Annotated in this window: 21 protein-coding genes; 18 read left to right on the forward strand and 3 right to left on the reverse strand. The window is 68.8% G+C overall.

What is annotated here, in order from left to right:
- The first annotated feature begins 16 nt into the window (after positions 1-16).
- Both ACIQRL_RS21825 and ACIQRL_RS21830 read left to right on the forward strand, forming a co-directional pair.
- Positions 17-919: a tRNA (adenine-N1)-methyltransferase gene (locus ACIQRL_RS21825; RefSeq protein ID WP_401333779.1), complete on the forward strand. Its 903-nt coding sequence runs from the start codon at positions 17-19 to the stop codon at positions 917-919.
- A 779-nt stretch (positions 920-1,698) separates the two neighbouring features.
- Positions 1,699-2,274 (forward strand): hypothetical protein, encoded by a 576-nt coding sequence (locus ACIQRL_RS21830; protein ID WP_401333781.1) that lies wholly within the window; start codon positions 1,699-1,701, stop codon positions 2,272-2,274.
- A 98-nt stretch (positions 2,275-2,372) separates the two neighbouring features.
- On the opposite strand, the gene ACIQRL_RS21835 is transcribed toward ACIQRL_RS21830, so the two are convergent.
- Entirely contained in the window at positions 2,373-2,678 is a 306-nt protein-coding gene (locus tag ACIQRL_RS21835; protein WP_401333784.1) for a ferredoxin, read from the reverse strand.
- A gap of 253 nt (positions 2,679-2,931) precedes the next feature.
- Between ACIQRL_RS21835 and arc the strand changes: the two genes are divergently transcribed.
- The 6 genes from arc to prcA all read left to right on the forward strand — a co-directional run bounded on the left by arc (position 2,932) and on the right by prcA (position 9,046).
- Positions 2,932-4,698, forward strand: coding sequence for a proteasome ATPase (arc, locus tag ACIQRL_RS21840; RefSeq protein ID WP_401333786.1), 1,767 nt, complete (start codon positions 2,932-2,934; stop codon positions 4,696-4,698).
- A 234-nt stretch (positions 4,699-4,932) separates the two neighbouring features.
- Complete coding sequence (dop, locus tag ACIQRL_RS21845) at positions 4,933-6,444, forward strand: depupylase/deamidase Dop (RefSeq protein WP_401333788.1); 1,512 nt, start codon at positions 4,933-4,935, stop codon at positions 6,442-6,444.
- Between the two features lie 155 nt (positions 6,445-6,599).
- Complete coding sequence (locus tag ACIQRL_RS21850) at positions 6,600-6,818, forward strand: ubiquitin-like protein Pup (RefSeq protein WP_261702927.1); 219 nt, start codon at positions 6,600-6,602, stop codon at positions 6,816-6,818.
- A 33-nt stretch (positions 6,819-6,851) separates the two neighbouring features.
- A complete protein-coding gene (locus tag ACIQRL_RS21855) occupies positions 6,852-7,445 on the forward strand; it encodes an endonuclease VII domain-containing protein (RefSeq protein WP_401334461.1) in 594 nt (197 codons plus the stop codon).
- Entirely contained in the window at positions 7,397-8,242 is an 846-nt protein-coding gene (prcB, locus tag ACIQRL_RS21860; RefSeq protein ID WP_401333791.1) for a proteasome subunit beta, read from the forward strand. The genes ACIQRL_RS21855 and prcB overlap by 49 nt, the downstream gene beginning before the upstream one ends.
- A 57-nt stretch (positions 8,243-8,299) precedes the next feature.
- The gene (gene prcA / locus ACIQRL_RS21865; protein ID WP_261702924.1) at positions 8,300-9,046 is read left to right on the forward strand and encodes a proteasome subunit alpha; all 747 of its coding nucleotides are present in this window, start codon (positions 8,300-8,302) and stop codon (positions 9,044-9,046) included.
- A 124-nt stretch (positions 9,047-9,170) separates the two neighbouring features.
- Here prcA and ACIQRL_RS21870 read toward each other — a convergent pair whose 3' ends face one another.
- Positions 9,171-10,184, reverse strand: coding sequence for a LacI family DNA-binding transcriptional regulator (locus ACIQRL_RS21870; RefSeq protein WP_401333795.1), 1,014 nt, complete (start codon positions 10,182-10,184; stop codon positions 9,171-9,173).
- A 107-nt stretch (positions 10,185-10,291) separates the two neighbouring features.
- On the opposite strand from ACIQRL_RS21870, the gene ACIQRL_RS21875 reads away from it, so the two are divergent.
- The 6 genes from ACIQRL_RS21875 (at position 10,292) to ACIQRL_RS21900 (ending at position 16,710) form a co-directional block, all read left to right on the forward strand.
- Positions 10,292-11,551, forward strand: coding sequence for an MFS transporter (locus ACIQRL_RS21875; protein ID WP_401333798.1), 1,260 nt, complete (start codon positions 10,292-10,294; stop codon positions 11,549-11,551).
- 9 nt (positions 11,552-11,560) lie between these two features.
- Positions 11,561-12,922: a Pup--protein ligase gene (gene pafA / locus ACIQRL_RS21880; RefSeq protein ID WP_355769317.1), complete on the forward strand. Its 1,362-nt coding sequence runs from the start codon at positions 11,561-11,563 to the stop codon at positions 12,920-12,922.
- A 128-nt stretch (positions 12,923-13,050) separates the two neighbouring features.
- Positions 13,051-14,058: an FKBP-type peptidyl-prolyl cis-trans isomerase gene (locus ACIQRL_RS21885; RefSeq protein WP_401333801.1), complete on the forward strand. Its 1,008-nt coding sequence runs from the start codon at positions 13,051-13,053 to the stop codon at positions 14,056-14,058.
- Positions 14,059-14,118: 60 nt separating this feature from the next.
- Positions 14,119-14,490: an FKBP-type peptidyl-prolyl cis-trans isomerase gene (locus tag ACIQRL_RS21890; protein WP_401333804.1), complete on the forward strand. Its 372-nt coding sequence runs from the start codon at positions 14,119-14,121 to the stop codon at positions 14,488-14,490.
- Between the two features lie 224 nt (positions 14,491-14,714).
- On the forward strand, positions 14,715-15,668 hold the full coding sequence (locus tag ACIQRL_RS21895; RefSeq protein WP_401333807.1) for a helix-turn-helix transcriptional regulator: 954 nt from the start codon (positions 14,715-14,717) through the stop codon (positions 15,666-15,668).
- Between the two features lie 16 nt (positions 15,669-15,684).
- The gene (locus ACIQRL_RS21900) at positions 15,685-16,710 is read left to right on the forward strand and encodes a helix-turn-helix transcriptional regulator (protein WP_401333810.1); all 1,026 of its coding nucleotides are present in this window, start codon (positions 15,685-15,687) and stop codon (positions 16,708-16,710) included.
- An 82-nt stretch (positions 16,711-16,792) separates the two neighbouring features.
- Here ACIQRL_RS21900 and ACIQRL_RS21905 read toward each other — a convergent pair whose 3' ends face one another.
- Positions 16,793-17,026: a hypothetical protein gene (locus ACIQRL_RS21905; RefSeq protein WP_401334508.1), complete on the reverse strand. Its 234-nt coding sequence runs from the start codon at positions 17,024-17,026 to the stop codon at positions 16,793-16,795.
- Between ACIQRL_RS21905 and ACIQRL_RS21910 the strand changes: the two genes are divergently transcribed.
- The 4 genes from ACIQRL_RS21910 (at position 16,971) to tatC (ending at position 18,963) form a co-directional block, all read left to right on the forward strand.
- Positions 16,971-17,231, forward strand: coding sequence for a hypothetical protein (locus ACIQRL_RS21910; RefSeq protein ID WP_401333813.1), 261 nt, complete (start codon positions 16,971-16,973; stop codon positions 17,229-17,231). The genes ACIQRL_RS21905 and ACIQRL_RS21910 overlap by 56 nt on opposite strands.
- A 10-nt stretch (positions 17,232-17,241) precedes the next feature.
- Positions 17,242-17,436, forward strand: coding sequence for a hypothetical protein (locus tag ACIQRL_RS21915; protein ID WP_401333815.1), 195 nt, complete (start codon positions 17,242-17,244; stop codon positions 17,434-17,436).
- Between the two features lie 244 nt (positions 17,437-17,680).
- Positions 17,681-17,971: a Sec-independent protein translocase subunit TatA gene (gene tatA / locus ACIQRL_RS21920; RefSeq protein ID WP_401333817.1), complete on the forward strand. Its 291-nt coding sequence runs from the start codon at positions 17,681-17,683 to the stop codon at positions 17,969-17,971.
- Between the two features lie 47 nt (positions 17,972-18,018).
- Positions 18,019-18,963, forward strand: a complete 945-nt coding sequence (gene tatC / locus ACIQRL_RS21925) for a twin-arginine translocase subunit TatC (RefSeq protein WP_401333820.1) — start codon at positions 18,019-18,021, stop codon at positions 18,961-18,963.
- The last annotated feature ends 26 nt before the right edge of the window (positions 18,964-18,989 follow it).

The following is an 18,989-nucleotide window of genomic DNA, read 5'->3' on the forward strand; positions in this document are numbered from 1 at the left end:
CCGGTAGGCTGTTCACATGTCCGAACCGACCGGTGCCGCCCGCAGGCGCGGGCCCTTCAAGGTCGGGGACCAGGTTCAGCTGACCGACCCCAAGGGCCGCCACTACACGTTCACGCTCGAGGCCGGGAAGAACTTTCATACCCACAAGGGTTCCTTCCCCCACGACGAGCTGATCGGTGCTCCCGAGGGCAGCGTTGTCCGCACCACGGGGAACGTCGCCTATCTCGCGCTGCGCCCCCTGCTCCCCGACTACGTCCTGTCCATGCCCCGCGGCGCCGCCGTGGTCTACCCCAAGGACGCGGGGCAGATCCTGGCCTTCGCCGACATCTTCCCCGGCGCCCGCGTCGTGGAAGCGGGAGTCGGCTCCGGCTCGCTCAGCAGCTTCCTGCTGCGCGCCATCGGCGACCAGGGCATGCTGCACTCCTACGAGCGCCGCGAGGACTTCGCCGAGATCGCCCAGCAGAACGTGGAGCGCTACTTCGGCAGCCCGCACCCCGCCTGGCAGCTCACCGTCGGCGACCTCCAGGACAACCTGAGCGACACCGACGTCGACCGCGTCATCCTCGACATGCTCGCTCCCTGGGAATGCCTGGAGGCCGTCTCCAAGGCGCTCGTCCCCGGCGGCATCCTCTGCTGCTACGTGGCGACCACCACCCAGCTCGCGCGGACCGTCGAATCGATCCGCGAGATCGGCTGCTTCAACGAGCCGACCGCCTGGGAATCGATGATCCGCAACTGGCACATCGAGGGCCTGGCCGTCCGCCCGGACCACCGGATGATCGGCCACACCGGCTTCCTGCTCACCGCCCGCCGCCTCGCGGACGGTGTCGAGCCGCCCATGCGCCGCCGCCGTCCCTCCAAGGGCTCGTACGGCGAGGACTACTCCGGCCCGAACGCCGACGGCGGCACCGCCCGCTGACGTACCCAACGCCCCACGACTGTGGCCGAGTTCCCCGAACGTTCCGGGAACTCGGCCACAGCGCTTTTCCGTTGACACACCACCAGGACCGATGGACAGACCCGTCGGACCTGCCGGAACCCCGGCCGACAGCCCCGCCGAGTCCGTCGGCAGGCCGCTCGCACGGCTCCTGACGGGTCATCGGGAACCGCCGGACGAGAGTCCGCGGGTGCGTCGGCGGGCGGCCGGCAGAGGGCGGGAGGGTGCCGCGGCCCGGCCGACGCGCGCCCGCCGTGCGGGCCGTCAGGCCGCAGCGAAGGCCGCCGGCACGGGTCCGCCACGAGGGCGGGCCCGCCGGCCGAGCACCGTCGGCGTGCTGCGCCCCGAAGGCCGGCCGACCGCTCTGTCGAAGTCCGGCCCACGGGCCCGGCACCCATGCCGCAGGACGCACGGAACGCTCCGACGGGTCCGCCCGGAGCCGGGGCGGCAGGTCCCCCAGCCCGCCGGAAGGCCGTACGCAAAGCGGTCCGCAAGGCCGTACGGAAGGCGGCCGGCCCGGGGGCCGAGGAGCCGCGCGGCGCGCCCTCAGGACTCCCTCCCGGCGGCCCTCCCGGCGGCGCTCCCGGGCGGCCCCGGCCGGACGGTGCCGGGGCCGTGCCGGGGCCGCGCCGGACCGTGCCGGAAACTCCGCCGGAACTCTTCACAAGTCCGGACCCCGCCGTTCCACCAGGCTGTGACGTGTGGCACCATGCGGGTCACCCCCACCCCCACCGGCACAGCCCTCGCGGGAGACACTCCTAGTGCAGCAATCCGTTGTCCCGGAACTGGCGCACACGCAGACCAGCCCCATCCAGTGGGTCGCCACGGCCACCGCCATCGCCGGAGTCGTGGCGCTGTCGTCCGTCCTTCACCCCGATCCGGCGCGGGCGGCCCAGCCCGGCGCCGGCCCGAAGTCGGCGACGGCCCCCGTGGCCGCCCCCGACCCGACCGGCGTGGACTTCCCGATCACCTGCGGGCCCACCAAGGTGCTCGTGCAGAAGAAGGCCTCCGGGGACCTGGACGGCGACGGCCGCCCGGAGACCGTGGCCGTCGTCCGCTGCGACGCCGGCTCGGGCACCCCGCCCAACGGCGTCTACGTCCTCACCCAGGCCGAGGGAGCCAAGCAGCCCCGGGTCGTGGCGACCCTGGTCGATCCCAAGGACCGGCTGAGCGTCACGGACTTCGCGGTGCGCGACGGAGCCGTCACCGCCACTCTGCTCGGCTACTCCTCGTCCGACGTACCCAGTTGCTGCCCGGACCTGAAGGACAACGCCAAGTGGCAGTGGAAGAACGGCGCGTTCATCCGCTCGACACCGTCCGAAGCACGGAGTGTGTGAACGCGCCCCCGGCGCGAGACCCGGACAAAAGAGAACACCCTCCGCGGCGCGGAGGGTGTGAGGAACCGGACATCAGGTGACGCGGGGTGCCCGAAAGGTCACTCCGCGTCGGGTCCGAAGACCTCGACCTTGTCCGAAACGCGACGTACGTGGATGCAGTCGCCCGGACACTCCTTCGCCGAGTCCGTCACATCGCGCAGAAGCGGCAGCGGTACGGGCGTTGTGGCGCCCACGGTCTGCAGGAGCTCGTCGTCGGGGCTCTTCACATAGGCCAGGCCGTCAATGTCCAGCTCAAAGACCTCGGGCGCGTACTGCACGCAGATCCCGTCGCCGGTACAGAGATCCTGGTCGATCCAGACCTCAAGCGCCTCGCCGTCGACTCCGGCCTCCTGCTGCACGGTCATTTCTCCTGCCTTTTTCTGCGTCGAGCGGACCGAAGACTGGGGAATCGGGCCAGCTCTGACGGGTGTTGAACACTTCGACCCTACCTCCGCCCGCTTCCCAAGCATGTTCGGTGGGTATTCCCCTGGCGTGAGGGAGAGCGCAAGGGTGAAGATCGGACACACCCCGACAGTCTTTGTGATCTAGGGGTTTCAATCGACACCCACCCAGGTAGGGTCTGGAAGCGTCCAGCTCCCCTTGGAGGAGGTGAGGACCGTGGCAGCCCACGACGACGACATGAACCGCGGCATCCGCCCGGGACGAGGGTCCGATGACCCCGCCGGACAGATTGCCTACCTTGAGCAGGAGATCGCCGTCCTGCGACGCAAGCTCGCCGACTCTCCGCGGCACACGAGGATTCTCGAAGAGCGGATCGTCGAGTTGCAGACGAACCTGGCAGGCGTGTCCGCACAGAACGAGCGGCTCGCGAACACACTCCGTGAGGCCCGCGACCAGATCGTGGCCCTCAAGGAAGAAGTCGACCGGCTCGCACAGCCGCCGGCCGGCTTCGGTGTCTTCCTCACGGCGAACGAGGACGGCACGGCGGACATCTTCACCGGGGGCCGCAAGCTCCGGGTGAACGTCAGCCCCAGTGTGGAGCTCGACGAGCTCAGGCGCGGCCAGGAAGTGATGCTCAACGAAGCTCTCAACGTGGTCGAGGCCATGGAATACGAGAGCGTCGGCGACATCGTCACCCTCAAGGAGATCCTGGAGGACGGCGAGCGCGCCCTCGTGCAGGGGCACACCGACGAGGAACGGGTGGTCCGGCTCGCCGAGCCGCTCCTGGACGTCAATATCCGTCCCGGAGACGCCCTGCTCCTCGAACCCCGTTCCGGCTATGTCTACGAGATCGTCCCGAAGAGCGAGGTCGAGGAACTCGTCCTCGAAGAGGTCCCGGACATCGGCTACGAGCAGATCGGCGGTCTGGGCGGCCAGATCGAGATGATCCGCGACGCGGTCGAGCTCCCGTACCTCTACCCCGACCTCTTCAAGGAGCACGAACTGCGGCCGCCCAAGGGCGTCCTGCTGTACGGGCCCCCCGGATGCGGAAAGACGCTCATCGCCAAGGCCGTGGCCAACTCACTGGCCAAGAAGGTCGCCGAAGTGACCGGCCAGGCCACCGGCAAGAGCTTCTTCCTCAACATCAAGGGCCCCGAGCTCCTGAACAAGTACGTCGGTGAGACCGAGCGGCAGATCCGCCTCGTCTTCCAGCGTGCCCGGGAGAAGGCCAGCGAGGGCACACCCGTCATCGTCTTCTTCGACGAGATGGAGTCCCTCTTCCGCACCCGCGGATCCGGCGTCAGCTCGGACGTGGAGAACACCATCGTCCCGCAGCTCCTCGCCGAGATCGATGGCGTGGAAGGCCTGCAGAACGTGGTCGTGATCGGCGCCTCGAACCGCGAGGACATGATCGACCCCGCCATCCTGCGACCCGGACGCCTCGACGTGAAGATCAAGATCGAGCGCCCCGACGCCGAAGCGGCGAAGGACATCTTCCAGAAGTACCTCACCGAACGTCTCCCGCTGCACCCCGAGGACGTGGGAGAGCACGGCGGCGACAGGGCGGCCACCGTCCACGGCATGATCCAGACAGCCGTGGAGCAGATGTACGCCGAATCGGAGGAGAACCGCTTCCTGGAAGTCACCTACGCCAACGGTGACAAGGAAGTCCTCTACTTCAAGGACTTCAATTCCGGCGCCATGATCGAGAACATCGTCGGCCGCGCCAAGAAGATGGCCATCAAGGACTTCCTGGAGCACAGCCAGAAGGGCCTCCGGGTCTCCCACCTCCTCCAGGCGTGCGTGGACGAGTTCAAGGAGAACGAGGACCTGCCGAACACCACCAACCCGGACGACTGGGCCAGGATCTCCGGAAAGAAGGGTGAACGGATCGTCTATATCCGTACGCTCATCACCGGAAAGCAGGGCGCGGACACCGGACGCTCCATCGACACGGTGGCCAACACCGGTCAGTACCTGTAAAAGACAGGGCGGCTGCGGGTCCCCTTCACGGGTACCCGCAGCCGACTGCTTTTCAGCTCACGGCCGGAGTACAGCAATGACGCAAATGATCTCCCCACCAGTGCAAAGGCGCTCTAGGCTCATTCGTACCGCCGAGTCGCGCAGTGCGGGGACGGGCACCGCACACGCACCGGAGCGCCAGCGGTACTTGAGCAGCGCCCCCGACCGAGGGCGCCGCCGGGCAAGGAGGGCCGCATGACCGTACGGCGAGTAATGGGCATCGAGACGGAGTACGGGATCTCCGTCCCCGGTCACCCCAACGCCAATGCCATGCTCACCTCGTCCCAGATCGTCAACGCCTACGCGGCGGCGATGCACCGGGCGCGCCGCGCCCGCTGGGACTTCGAGGAGGAGAACCCGCTGCGGGACGCGCGAGGCTTCGACCTCGCCCGGGAGACCGCCGACTCCAGCCAGCTCACCGACGAGGACATCGGCCTGGCCAATGTCATCCTCACCAACGGTGCACGGCTGTACGTCGACCACGCACACCCGGAATACAGCTCCCCCGAAGTCACCAACCCGCGGGACGCCGTCCTGTGGGACAAGGCCGGCGAGCGCATCATGGCGGAGGCCGCCGAGCGAGCGGCCCAGCTCCCCGGTGCCCAGCCGATCCACCTCTACAAGAACAACACCGACAACAAGGGCGCCTCGTACGGCACGCACGAGAACTACCTGATGAAGCGGGAGACCCCCTTCTCGGACATCGTGCGGCACCTGACGCCGTTCTTCGTCTCACGCCAGGTCGTCACCGGAGCGGGCCGCGTCGGTATCGGTCAGGACGGGCACGAGCACGGCTTCCAGCTCAGCCAGCGCGCCGACTACTTCGAGGTCGAGGTGGGCCTTGAGACCACACTCAAGCGCCCCATCATCAACACCCGAGACGAACCGCACGCCGACGCGGAGAAGTACCGCCGGCTGCACGTGATCATCGGGGACGCGAACCTCTCCGAGATCTCGACCTATCTCAAGCTCGGCACGACGGCACTGGTCCTCTCCATGATCGAGGACGGCTTCATCGCCGTCGACCTGGCCGTCGACCAGCCCGTACGCACCCTCCACCAGGTCTCCCACGACCCGACCCTCAAGCGCCTGGTCACGCTCCGCAGCGGACGCACCCTCACCGCGGTGCAACTCCAGATGGAGTACTTCGAACTGTCCCGCAAGTACGTGGAGGAGCGGTTCGGGGCGGACGCGGACGAGCAGACCAAGGACGTCCTGCTGCGCTGGGAGGACACCCTGAACCGCCTGGAGAACGACCCGATGAGCCTGGCCGGAGAGCTCGACTGGGTAGCCAAGCGGGAGCTCATGGAGGGCTACCGGCGCCGTGACGACCTCGACTGGGACGCCGCCCGGCTGCACCTCGTCGATCTCCAGTACGCCGACGTACGGGCCGAGAAGGGCCTCTACAACCGTCTCGCGGCCCGGGGCAAGATCAAGCGACTGCTGGACGAGAGCGAGGTCGAGCGGGCCCGCACGACGCCGCCCGAGGACACCCGCGCGTACTTCCGCGGGCGCTGCCTGGAGCAGTACGCGGACGACGTCGCGGCGGCCTCCTGGGACTCGGTGATCTTCGATCTGCCCGGCCGGGACTCGCTCCAGCGCGTCCCAACCCTGGAGCCCCTTCGCGGAACGCGTAATCACGTCAAGGAGCTCCTGGACCGCTGCCGGACGGCCGAGGACCTGGTCAGGGTCCTCTCCGGCAACTGAGCTTCCACCCGGACGGCACCGGCCGGACAGGGTGGAATACCGGCGTTACGGGAATCATCGAGGTGGCCCCCGTACGTTGTGACAACTGCGGGGCCGATGTCGGACCCTGCTTGTAGGGTCTGATCAAGAACGTCGAACCGAGCGGGGTGAGGGTTATGGCGACCAAGGACACCGGCGGCGGACAGCAGAAGGCGACGCGTTCCACCGAGGAGGTCGAGGAACAGTCGCAGGACGCGCAGGCGACCGACGACCTCAAGGAACGCCAGGAAAAGCTGAGCGACGATGTCGACTCGGTTCTTGACGAAATTGACGATGTACTCGAGGAAAACGCCGAGGACTTCGTTCGAAGTTTCGTTCAGAAGGGCGGCGAGTAACCTTCGAATCGGAGGTAAACGGGGGATTTGAGGCTGGCAATCGAAGAAGGTGTGAAGTGCTGCTCGCGGTGCAAGGAGTCCAAGCCGCGAGCGGCCTTCGCCAGCGACAAGGCGGCCTCTGACGGGCTGCAGGCTTACTGCCGACAGTGCTGGGCGGCGTACCACCAGGCCCGGCAACTGGCAAAGGGCAAGAATGTCAGGCCGAGGGTGAAGGTGCCCGAAGGCCACAAGCACTGCCGAGGGTGTGGGGAAATCAAGCCCCACAGTGACTGGCATCGCGACGCGACCGCCTCCGACGGCCTCGCGACGCGCTGCAAGGCTTGTAAAGCAGTGCAAGGACGTGCGGGACACCTCAAACGCCACTACGGCCTCACCGAAGCCGAACGCGACGAGATGGTGGCCTCGCAGATGGGCCTCCGCGTGATCTGTTTGAAAGCTCCCGCCATTCATGTGGATCACTGCCACAAGACGGGTAGTGTCCGTGGCGTACTGTGCTTCAACTGCAATTCGGCCATCGGCAAGTTGGGAGATGATCCCGACGCAGTTCGTCGGGCTGCCGCCTACTTGGAAGGATCCCCGTGGAAGCCAACACTCGTAGCACCGGGCGTCTACCGGCTGCCTTCCTGACGCCCGGGTCGTCGTCCTTCATGGACTTCCTGTCCGAGCACCAGCCGGAGATGCTCCCCGGCAAGCGGCAACTGCCGCCCGTGCAGGGTGTCATCGAGGCCCCGCACGGCACGACCATCGTCGCCGTCACGTTCGCCGGCGGAGTCGTCCTCGCCGGTGACCGGCGGGCCACGATGGGGAACGTCATCGCCCAGCGCGACATCGAGAAGGTGTTCCCGGCCGACGAGTACTCGGCGGTGGGCATCGCCGGTACGGCTGGTCTGGCTGTCGAGATGGTGAAGCTGTTCCAGCTGGAACTGGAGCACTTCGAGAAGGTGGAGGGCGCCACGCTCTCCCTGGAGGGCAAGGCGAACCGCCTGTCCACGATGATTCGTTCCAACCTCGGCATGGCCATGCAGGGCCTCGCCGTGGTCCCCCTGTTCGCGGGCTTCGACGTGGACCGCGACCGGGGCCGCATCTTCTCCTACGACGTCACCGGCGGCCGCTCCGAGGAGCACGGCTACGCGGCCACGGGCTCCGGCTCGATCTTCGCGCGCGGTGCCATGAAGAAGCTCTACGCCAAGGACCTGACGGAGAGCCAGGCCACGACGCTGGTCGTCCAGGCCCTCTACGACGCGGCGGACGACGACTCGGCGACCGGTGGTCCCGATGTCGCGCGCCGGATCTACCCGATCGTCACCGTGATCACCGAGAGCGGCTTCCGCCGGCTCACCGACGAGGAGTCCTCGGAGATCGCCCGAGCGATCCTGGAGCGGCGACTCGAGCAGCCCGACGGCCCGCGCGCCGCGCTGCTCTGAGACCGGTCTCTTTTCCCAGGTGATCCAGTGACTTCGACAGAAAGGGACGGATAGCCGGTGTCGACTCCGTTCTATGTCTCACCCCAGCAGGCGATGGCCGACCGGGCGGAGTATGCCCGCAAGGGCATCGCGCGTGGCCGCAGCCTGGTCGTGCTGCAGTATGCCGACGGCATCGTGTTCGTCGGCGAGAACCCGTCCCGCGCGCTGCACAAGTTCAGCGAGATCTACGACCGGATCGGCTTCGCGGCCGCCGGCAAGTACAACGAGTACGAGAACCTGCGGATCGGCGGTGTGCGCTACGCCGACCTGCGCGGTTACACGTACGACCGTGACGACGTGACCGCCCGTGGTCTCGCCAACGTGTACGCCCAGACGCTGGGCACGATCTTCTCGTCGGCGGCGGAGAAGCCGTACGAGGTGGAGCTGGTGGTCGCCGAGGTGGGCGACACGCCCGACGGTGACCAGATCTACCGGCTGCCGCACGACGGTTCGATCGTGGACGAGCACGGTTCGGTCGCCGTGGGCGGCAATGCCGAGCAGATCAGCACGTATCTGGACACCCAGCACCGGGACGGGATGTCCCTGGCGGAGGCTTTGAAGCTGGCTGTTCAGTCGCTGTCCCGGGAGCCGAACGGTGGCGAGCGGGAGATTCCGGCGGAGCGGCTGGAGGTCGCGGTGCTGGACCGGACGCGGCCGCAGAAGCGGAAGTTCAAGCGGATCGTGGGCCGTCAGCTGGGCCGGCTGCTGGAGGCCGGAGGAGCGGAGACCGCGACGGAGGCCGAGGACGCCGACGACGACGAGTGAGGTCACGTCCGACCTCGCGCCCGTCCGTCGGGTGCTCATACGGAAGGGGCCGCCCCGGTGCACACCGGCGCGGCCCCTTCCGTATGCGTGGCCGGGTCTCGTGGGCCCGGGGCGAGGGCGGCGCCTAGGTGGCTGGAGGGGCCGTGGAGCCCCGTACGACCAGTTCGACAGGGATGTCCTCCTGGGGCGGTGTGCGGCCGTCCAGGACGGCCAGGAGGGCCTTCATGCCCTGTTCGCCGAAGCGTTCGGCGTCGAGGCGGACCGTCGTGAGTTCCGGGTCGAGGGCGCGGGCCAGGGCGAGGTCGTCGAGACCGGTGATGGAGATGTCGTCGGGGATGCGCAGGCCGAGGCGGCGGGCCGCCTTGTAGGCGCCCGCGGCCAGTTTGTCGTCGTCGCAGATCACCGCGGTGGGGCGCGGTCCCGGGGCGGACAGGGCCGTCTGGGCCGCCGCCAGGGCGTCCTCGAAGGAGATGGGCGCCCGGGCGACCCGCAGGCTGGTTCCGGGGACCTCGACGAGGCAGGAGGCCACCTCCCGGGCGCGGACCTCGAAGGTCCAGGACGGGATGTCGGCGGCGAGGTGGAGGAAGCGGCGGTGGCCCAGTTCGAGGAGGTGGCCGGTGACCTGGCGTACGCCGTCGGCGATGTCGAGGTTGACGGTCGCGGCGCCCTGGCTGCCGGCCGGGTCGCTGTCGAGCATGACGAGGGGGAGCTGGTCGCCGCGGATCGCGGTGAGGGCGTCGGCCGCCATGGAGGAGGCGATCACGCCGTCGAGGGCGGCCTGGGCGGAGCCGAAGGGGTCGCGGGCGGGGCCGATGCCCTCGGGGGAGGGGTAGAGGACCACGCCGAAGCCGTGCTGGGCGGCCACGCGGGCCGCGCCGGTGTAGACGCCGGCGAAGAACTCCGTGGTGAGCGCGGGGACCACCAGGAGGACGGTGCGGGTGCGGCCGAGGCGGAGGTTGCGGGCGGCCAGGTTCGGGCGGTAGCCGAGTTCCTGGGCCGCGTCGCGGACGCGTTCGGCTGTCGCCGGTGAGACCCTGCCGCGCCACTTGTCGCCGAGGACGAGGGAGACGGCGGCCTGGGACACCCCGGCGGCCTCGGCGACGTCCCGGCTCGTGGGGCGCGTACTACCTCTTGCCACCGTCGGCGTGCTCCTTCGTCTGGACTCCTGGACAGCGCACATGGTACGTATGGTGGGAGGCGTTATACGTAACACCTCTACGTCGCGCGCTACCGGAAGGGCAAGCCATGGCCACGGGATACCTGGAGATCCTCAGGGCGAGGCACGCCGCCCGGCTGCTCGTCGGCACGTTGGTGGGGCGGCTGCCGAACGCCACGGCGGCCATCGCCGTCGTGCTGTTCGTGCGGGCCGAGGGCGGCACGTACAGCCTGGCGGGCGCGCTCGCCGCCGTGTACGGGGTGGCCAACGCGGTCGGACAGCCGCTGCTCGGTCGGCTCGTGGACCTCTACGGGCAACCGCGGGTGCAACTGCCCGCGGCGGTCGTCTCGGCCCTCGGGATGGTCGTCTTCGCCTTCGTCGGGACGGACCGGCCGGGCCTCGCCTGCGCCGCGATGGCCGTGGCCGGGCTCTTCACGCCTCCCCTGGAGGGCGGCCTGCGGGCGCTGTGGCCCTCCGTGCTGCGCAAGGAGGAGCAGGTGCACACCGCGTACGCGATGGACGCGGTGGCGCAGGAAGTCATGTTCACCGTCGGGCCGTTGCTCGTGACGCTGTGCGTCTCGCTCTGGTCCGCGCGGGCGGCGCTGCTGATCCTGAGCGTCATCGGTGTCCTGGGCGCCCTCTCCGTGGTCCTCTCGCCGCCCTCGCGCGCGTGGCGTTCGGCGCCGCGTGAGGCGCACTGGCTCGGAGCCCTGCGTTCACCCGGGCTGCTGGCCCTGCTCGGGGCCTTCCTTTTCGTCGGGATCGCGCTCGGCTCGATCACGGTCGCCGCGCTGTCGTACGCCGACGCGCACGGCGGGGACGCGGTGTACGGCTGGCTGATGGCGGGCATCGGCCTCGGCGCGCTGCTGGGCGGCCTGGTCTACGGCGCGCGTCGGTGGGGCGGGGCTCCGGAGCGGCGGCTGCGGGTGCTCGTGGCCCTTCTGGCGGTGTGTTACGTCCCGCTGATGCTGGTGCCCGGTCCGGTGGCGATGACGGCTCTGGCGACGCTCGCCGGGGTGTTCCTCGCGCCCTGCATCGCCTGCGCCTTCGTGCTGGTGGACCGGCACGCTCCGGCCGGTACCGTCACCGAGGCTTTCTCCTGGCTTGTGACGACGTTCACCGTGGGCGCGTCGGTCGGAACGGGCCTCGCGGGGCCGGTGGTCGAGTGGGGCGGGGCGGCCCGGGGCTTCGCCGTTCCGGGGGTCGCCGGCGCCGCCGCGCTGGTGGTTCTGCTGGCCACGGGCCGGGTCCTCGCAGCTACCGGGAGGGGTGCGGTCGTTGCGGTCTCATCGGAAAATGATCCAAACCGAGCCGTCGAACCCCGTTTCAGCTCAGGGGATCGGGCGTAATGTTCAGTCATGGACCGCCGCATTTTCGGGCTGGAGAACGAGTACGGCGTCACGTGTACGTTCAGGGGACAGCGGCGCCTGTCTCCCGACGAGGTGGCGCGGTACCTCTTCCGCCGTGTCGTGTCATGGGGCCGCAGCAGCAATGTCTTTCTGCGGAACGGTGCCCGCCTTTATCTCGACGTGGGATCACATCCGGAATACGCGACACCCGAATGTGACAACGTGACGGAGCTCGTCACCCACGACAAGGCCGGCGAGCGCATTCTCGAAGGACTCCTGGTGGACGCCGAACGACGCCTGCACGAGGAAGGAATCGCGGGCGACGTCTATCTGTTCAAGAACAACACCGACTCGGCAGGCAACTCCTACGGATGCCACGAGAACTATCTGGTGGCCCGGCACGGGGAGTTCTCCCGGCTCGCGGACATTCTCATTCCGTTCCTCGTCACGAGGCAGTTGCTGTGCGGTGCCGGCAAGGTGCTGCAGACCCCGCGCGGTGCCGTGTACTGCGTCAGTCAGCGAGCCGAGCACATCTGGGAGGGCGTCAGTTCCGCGACGACCCGCTCCCGGCCCATCATCAACACGCGTGACGAACCGCACGCGGACGCCGAGCGCTACCGTCGGCTCCATGTCATCGTCGGTGACTCGAACATGTCCGAGACGACCATGCTCCTCAAGGTCGGTGCCACCGACCTCGTGCTGCGCATGATCGAGGCGGGCACCGTCATGCGGGACCTCACCCTGGAGAACCCCATTCGGGCGATCCGCGAGGTCAGCCACGACATCACGGGCCGTCGCAAGGTGCGTCTGGCCAGCGGCCGCGAGGCCTCCGCGCTCGAGGTGCAGCGCGAGTACTACGAGAAGGCCGTGGACTTCGTCGAGCGCCGCGGCATCCGGACCGGAACCGTCGACCAGGTGCTCGAACTGTGGGGCCGGGTGCTCGACTCGATCGAGGCCGAGGACCTCGACCGGATCGGCACCGAGATCGACTGGGTCATGAAGTACCAGCTCATCGAGCGGTACCGGGCCAAGCACAACATGACCATGTCGCACCCCCGGGTCGCGCAGATAGACCTCGCCTACCACGACATCCACCGTCGTCGTGGCCTCTACTACCTGCTGGAGAGGAAGGGGCAAGCCGCGCGGATCTGCAACGACTTGAAGATCTTCGAAGGCAAGTCGGTGCCGCCGCAGACCACTCGGGCGCGGCTGCGCGGTGACTTCATCCGGCGTGCTCAGGAGCAGCGCCGGGACTTCACCGTCGACTGGGTGCACCTGAAGCTCAACGACCAGGCACAGCGCACGGTGTTGTGCAAGGACCCGTTCCGTTCGGTGGACGACCGGGTGGAGAAGCTCATCGCCGGAATGTGAGCCGGGAGTTCCGCGGGTGAAGCGGAACGCAACGCGGGGCGCCGTACGTTTTCCGTACGGCGCTCTTCTCACGTCGTAGAGTTGCGCGCACGCCATCAACCAAGATCGACCGATACGAGGCCCTCACCGTGCGCCGACGCTCACTCCTTCTCTCCGTACCCGCTGGACTGGTCACACTCGCCGGATGCGGTGACGACGGCAAGTCAGACACGGCCAAGTCCAGCAGCAGTCCGTCGCCTTCGGCCTCGGCCGCGGCCTCCGCGCCGCCGCCGCCGAAGATCGTCGACGGTCCGCTGCCGGCGATCACCGCCGGGACGAAGTTCGGCGAGAAGCCGACCGTCGCCAAGGGCACGGGGGAGCCGTCGAAGGACCTCGCGGTCAGGACGGTCATCGCGGGCGGTGGTCAGACGGTCGCGGAGAACGACTACATCCAGGCCAACTATCTGGGTCAGATCTGGGCCACGGCGAAGGTCTTCGACAACTCCTACGACCGCAAGGAGCCGCTGGTCATCCAGCTCGCGCAGGGCGGCATCATCGACGGCTGGCGCTATGCCCTGGTGGGCAAGAAGGCCGGCAGCCGTGTCGAGATGTCGGTTCCTCCGACCTGGGGCTATGGCACTCAGGGCAACACCAAGGCGGGTATCAAGGGCACCGACACGCTGGTCTTCGTCGTCGACATCGAGAACACGTTCAACGCGAAGAGCTCCGCCAAGGGCAAGAACGTCGCGCAGAGCGACGCGGCGCTGCCGAAGGTCGGGACCAATACGGACGGCGCCGCCCCCAAGATCACGGTACCGAAGTCGAAGCCTCCGACGGCGCTCGTGGCGAACTATGTGATCGAGGGCGACGGTGACGTGGTCAAGGCCGACAGCGCTGTCCTGGTGCAGTACGAGGGTGTGCTCTGGGACAGCGGCAAGGAGTTCGACTCCACGTATCAGCGGGGCCAGCTGACGTCGTTCTCGCTGCAGCAGGTCGTGAAGGGCTGGGCGCAGGGGCTGACCGGCAAGAAGGTGGGCAGCCGCGTTCTCATCGTGATCCCGCCGAAGCTGGGTTACGGGGACAACCCGCCGGCCGGCAGCGGTATCAAGAAGGACTCCACGCTCGTCTTCTCGGTCGACATCCTGGCGAAGATGTAACTGCCTCGGTGATGTAAGACTGTCAGTGTTGCCCATACGTACACAAGCAGGAGCAAAGACGTGAGCATCGAGAAGCCCGAGATCGACTTCCCGGGCGGCGAGCCCCCGGCGGACCTCGAGATCAAGGACATCTGGGAGGGTGACGGCGCGGTCGCCAAGAAGGGCGACCACGTCAAGGTCCACTATGTGGGCGTGGCCTTCTCCACCGGCGAGGAGTTCGACGCCTCCTGGAACCGCGGCGCTCCGCTGTCGTTCCAGCTCGGCGTCGGCCAGGTCATCAGTGGCTGGGACCAGGGCGTGCAGGGCATGAAGGTCGGCGGTCGCCGCCAGCTGGTCATCCCGGCGCACCTCGCGTACGGCGACCGTGGCGCGGGCGGTGCCATCGCCCCCGGCGAGACGCTGATCTTCGTCTGCGACCTGGTCGCGGTCTGAGACCGGCACCGGACCGCACCGCGGTCCGGTCGTCCGGAGGAACGGATCGTGAAGGGCGGATCATGGACAGGCGTCCGGTCCGATCTTCGTACGCCGCGTGATCAGGGTCTGACCGGATCCGATCATCTGGGGCCCATGCCTGTCGGGGCATGGGCCCTCGGCTTTTGCCGCGCCACTCCGGAGCGGTACGGTCATCGGTCGGAAGCACCATAGGAAGGGCGTCGATGGCCATTGCCAAGGCCGAGCGGCTGATGAACCTCGCACTGTGTCTGCTCGGGACGCGGCGGCCGCTCAGCAAGCGCGAACTCCGCGAGTCCATCGAGGCCTATCTGGAAGCCGGTTCGGACGACTCCTTCAACCGGATGTTCGAGCGGGACAAGGACGATCTGCGCGAACTCGGCCTGGTCATCGAGACGGTGGAGAACCTCGACGGCGAGGTCGGCTACCTAGCCCGCCGGGACAGCAACCGCCTGCCGCCGATCACCCTCGACGCCGAGGAGGCCGCCGCCCTCGGGCTGGCCGCCAAGGTCTGGCAGCAGGCGCGGCTCGCCGGTGCCGCGAGCGGAGCGCTCCAGAAGCTGCGCGCCGCGGGTCTGCCCGAGGACGTGGACCCGTACGGCTCCCATGGCGCCCTGGAGCCGCACATCCCCGTCCACGAGGCCGCCTTCGAGCCCCTGATGCTCGCGTGCCGTGACCGCCGCCCGGTCGTCTTCGACTACCGCAAGGCCACCGCCGCGCATCCCGAGACCCGGCATGTCGAGCCCTGGGCCCTGGAGTGCTGGCGCGGCCACTGGTATCTCGCGGGCTGGGACCGCGACCGGGCCGCCGAGCGTGTCTTCCGGCTCTCGCGGATCACCGGCAAGGTCCGCGCGCGTGCGGGCAAGTACACGGCCGAGGTGCCCGATGTCGTCACCGTGCGCGAGACGGTCGCCGGCTGGGCGGGGGAGATCACCGACCGCTCGGCCCTGATCCGGCTGCGTTCCGGCTCGGGTTACCCGCTGCGGGCCAAGGCGGTCTCGGTGCGGGAACTGGGCGGGGGCTGGGACGAGTTGGAGATTCCGTACGGGCACGGACTGGACGCCTGGCTCGTCGAGTTCGGGCCGGACGTGGTGGTCGTGGAGCCCGCCGAACTGCGGGCCGATGTGGTCGACCGGCTGCGCGCCGTGGCCAAGGGCTGAGGGGAAAGTCAAGAAAGTGGCAGGAAAACCGGCCAGGCCCACGAACGCCATCGACCAGACGCGGCGGATGCTCTCCCTGGTGACGTATCTGCGCGAGCGCCCCGGCGCCCGTGTCGGCGATGTCGCCCGTGCCTTCGGGATCACCGAGGACGAGCTGATCTCGGACCTCGACGTGCTGCCGCTGTGCGGGACCAGCTTCCGCGGCGGGGATCTCCTCGACATCGACACCGACGGCGACCGGATCTGGTGGCACAACCCCGACGACGTCGCCGAGCCGTTGCGGATCGCCGCCGACGAGGCGACCGCGCTGCTGGTGGCCGCCCGCGCGGTGTCCACCCTGCCCGGCCTGCGCGAGGGAGACCGTCAGGCGCTGTTGCGGGCCACCGCCAAGGTGGAGGCCGCCTCGGGGGAGGCGGCGGGCGCCAGCTCCCGGCTGTCGGTGACCTTCGAGTCCGAGGGCGGTGTCTTCGCCGACGTGGACCGGGCGATCTCGGAGCGGCGCCGGCTGTGGATCCGCTACTACTCGCCCTCGCGGGACGAGCTCAGCGAACGTGAGATCGACCCGATCCGCCTGGTCAGCGTCGGTCACACGTATGTGGAGGCCTGGTGCCGCCGCTCGGAGGCGCGCCGCACGTTCCGGCTCGACCGGGTCGCCGAGATCCGCATCCTGGACGAGCCGTCCGCGCCGCCCGAGGTCGAGCTGCGGGACCTGTCCGAGGGGCTGGTCCAGCCCGCGGCCGAGGATCCCGAGGTGGTCGTCGAGGTCGGTCCCGGCGGGCGCTGGGTCGCCGAGTACTACCCGCACGACAGCGCCGTTGAGCTGCCGGACGGCGGACTGCGTATCACTCTGCGGACCCCCGATCCCACGTCGCTGCGGCGGCTGGCCCTGCGTCTCGGCGGTGACGGCCGGATCGTCTCGCCGCGGGACCTGGCGGACAGCGCCCGGAGCGCGGCCCGTGAGGCGCTCGCCGCCTACGACGGGACGGACGGGCTCGAAGGGGTCGAGGACGGACCGTACGAGGGGCGGGAGCGAGAGCTTTGAGCACGTCGTCGATGTCTGGTGGGCCGGGAGGGCCGGGCACCTCGGGGAAGCCGGGTGCCGTGCGGCGGGCGGGTGTTCCGGGTCACACCGGGGCGTCATCGGGCACGCCGGGTCGCAGCGGGGTGCCGTCGGGGACGCCGGGGACGCCGGGACGGACCGGGGTGCCCTCGGGAGCGCCGGGCACGCCCGTTCGTACCGGGGCGTCCTCGGGGACGCCGGGCAGGCCGGGGCGGGCGGGGTCGCCCTCGGGTGCGCCGGAGATGTCCGTCGGGACGGCGTTCGCCGGGATGCGCAGGGTGGTCGAGGTGCTGTTCAAGGCCGCCTGTCCCGACTGCCGGGCCGGTTTCGAGCTCACGCCTGGCGCCCTGCGGCTGGCCATCGGCGCCAGCAGCCGCACCACGTTCTACTCGTTCACCTGCCCCGCGTGCGGCTCCGCCGTCCGCAAGCCGGCCGGAGAGCGCATCGTCGAACTGCTCACCGGGGGCGGGGTCCGCACACTGAGGGTGCACTCCACCCTCTAGGGTCGTCGTCATGTTCTGGCCGATGTTTGCGATCGCCGCGGGTTTTCTGGGAATCACGGTTCTCGGAGTACTCGCCGTCCGTGTCTTCCTGGAAGCGGAGCGTCTGGGACGGCAGGTGGCCGACTCCGCACGCCGTATCGGCACGGCCTCCGACGACCTGGAACGGGCCGCTGTCGGGGTCGCACGTTCCATGGACGCGGTATGAGTCGATCCACGGATGCGCTATGAGCAATGCGTCACGCCAGCCTGTCGACTTCATGCCTGGGCCAGGTACGCTCAGGGTCACGGTCCGGAGATTGAGGCGCGGGCCGCGAACTGGGAGTACGCACAGGGATTGCCCCGCGTTCACCCTTGAGCGTTACGATCGCTGACAACACGATCGATCGGACACGCGTCCGATTGATCGGGCAGCACCCGACCATGCAGCCTCGGTGAGAAGGTAAAGACTTATGTTCCGCAACGGACTTGAGCCGTGGCACCTGCTGATCCTCGTTGTGGTGATCCTCCTCGTGTTCGGTTCCAAGAAGCTGCCGGACATGGCGCGCTCCCTCGGCAAGTCCGCCCGCATCCTGAAGAGCGAGGCGAAGGCGATGAAGGAGGAGGGCAAGCAGCCCACCACCGCGACGCCCGCCGAGTCCGCCGACGAGCCCACTCCCGCCCAGCGTACGATCCAGGCCGCGCCCGGCGACGTGACCAGCTCCCGCCCGGTCAACGAGCCCACGGACACGACCCAGCGCTGACGCGAGGACCGGGCCATCCGGTCCGTTGCACGAGATGAGGATGTGGGTTGCTCAAGTCCGCCCGCAAAGAGGAGAAGGATCCCGAGGGCCGGATGCCGCTCGCGGATCATTTGCGTGAGCTGCGCAACCGGCTCGCGAAGGGTGTCCTGGCGATCCTCGTCGTCACGATCGTCGCGGCCTTCTTCTACAGGGACATCATCGACGTCATCACCAAGCCGATGCTCGATGAGATCGGCTGTCACCAGTCATTCGGGGAGTTGACCCGGGCCAAGAACACGCACTGCGCGCATCTCACCGTCAGCGGCCTGCTGGCGCCCTTCACGCTGGCCCTGAAGGTCGCCCTGACGGCGGGTGTCGTGCTCGCGTCGCCGGTCTGGCTGTACCAGCTGTGGGCGTTCGTCGCCCCCGGCCTGCACCGCACCGAGAAGAAGTACGCCTACGCGTTCGTCGGCCTCGGCTTTCCGCTCTTCCTCGGCGGCGGCTTTCTCGCGTTCCACGTACTGCCCACCACGGCCAAGGTGATGATCGACCTCACGCCGAGCGGTGCTGAGAACCTGTTGCCGCTGGACGACCTGCTGGACCTGATCACCCGCATGATCGTCGTCTTCGGTCTCGCCTTCGAGATGCCGTTGCTGTTGATCCTGCTGAACCTGACCGGCGTGCTGTCCGGGCGGCGCATGCTGGGCTGGTGGCGCGTCATGATCATCGGTATCACCGCTTTCGCGGCCGTGGCCACACCCAGCCCCGACCCGATGACGATGCTGGCGCTGGCGGCACCGATCTGGGCGCTCTACTTCGTCGCCGTCGCCGTCTCGTTGCTCAACGACCGGCGTCGGGCCCGACGCGAGGCCCAGGGACCGGCCGACGACGAGGCCTCCGAGCTCGACCTCACCCCCGAGGACATCGGTGAGATCGAGACCGTGACGGCCAGCCGGACCCTTCCGGAGCAGGCCACCACGGACCGGGTCAACGGTTATGACGACGTGACCTGACGAAGCCCCGGACCTCGTAGGGTCAC

The organism is Streptomyces sp. NPDC091209 (assembly GCF_044757755.1).
GTDB lineage: Bacteria > Actinomycetota > Actinomycetes > Streptomycetales > Streptomycetaceae > Streptomyces.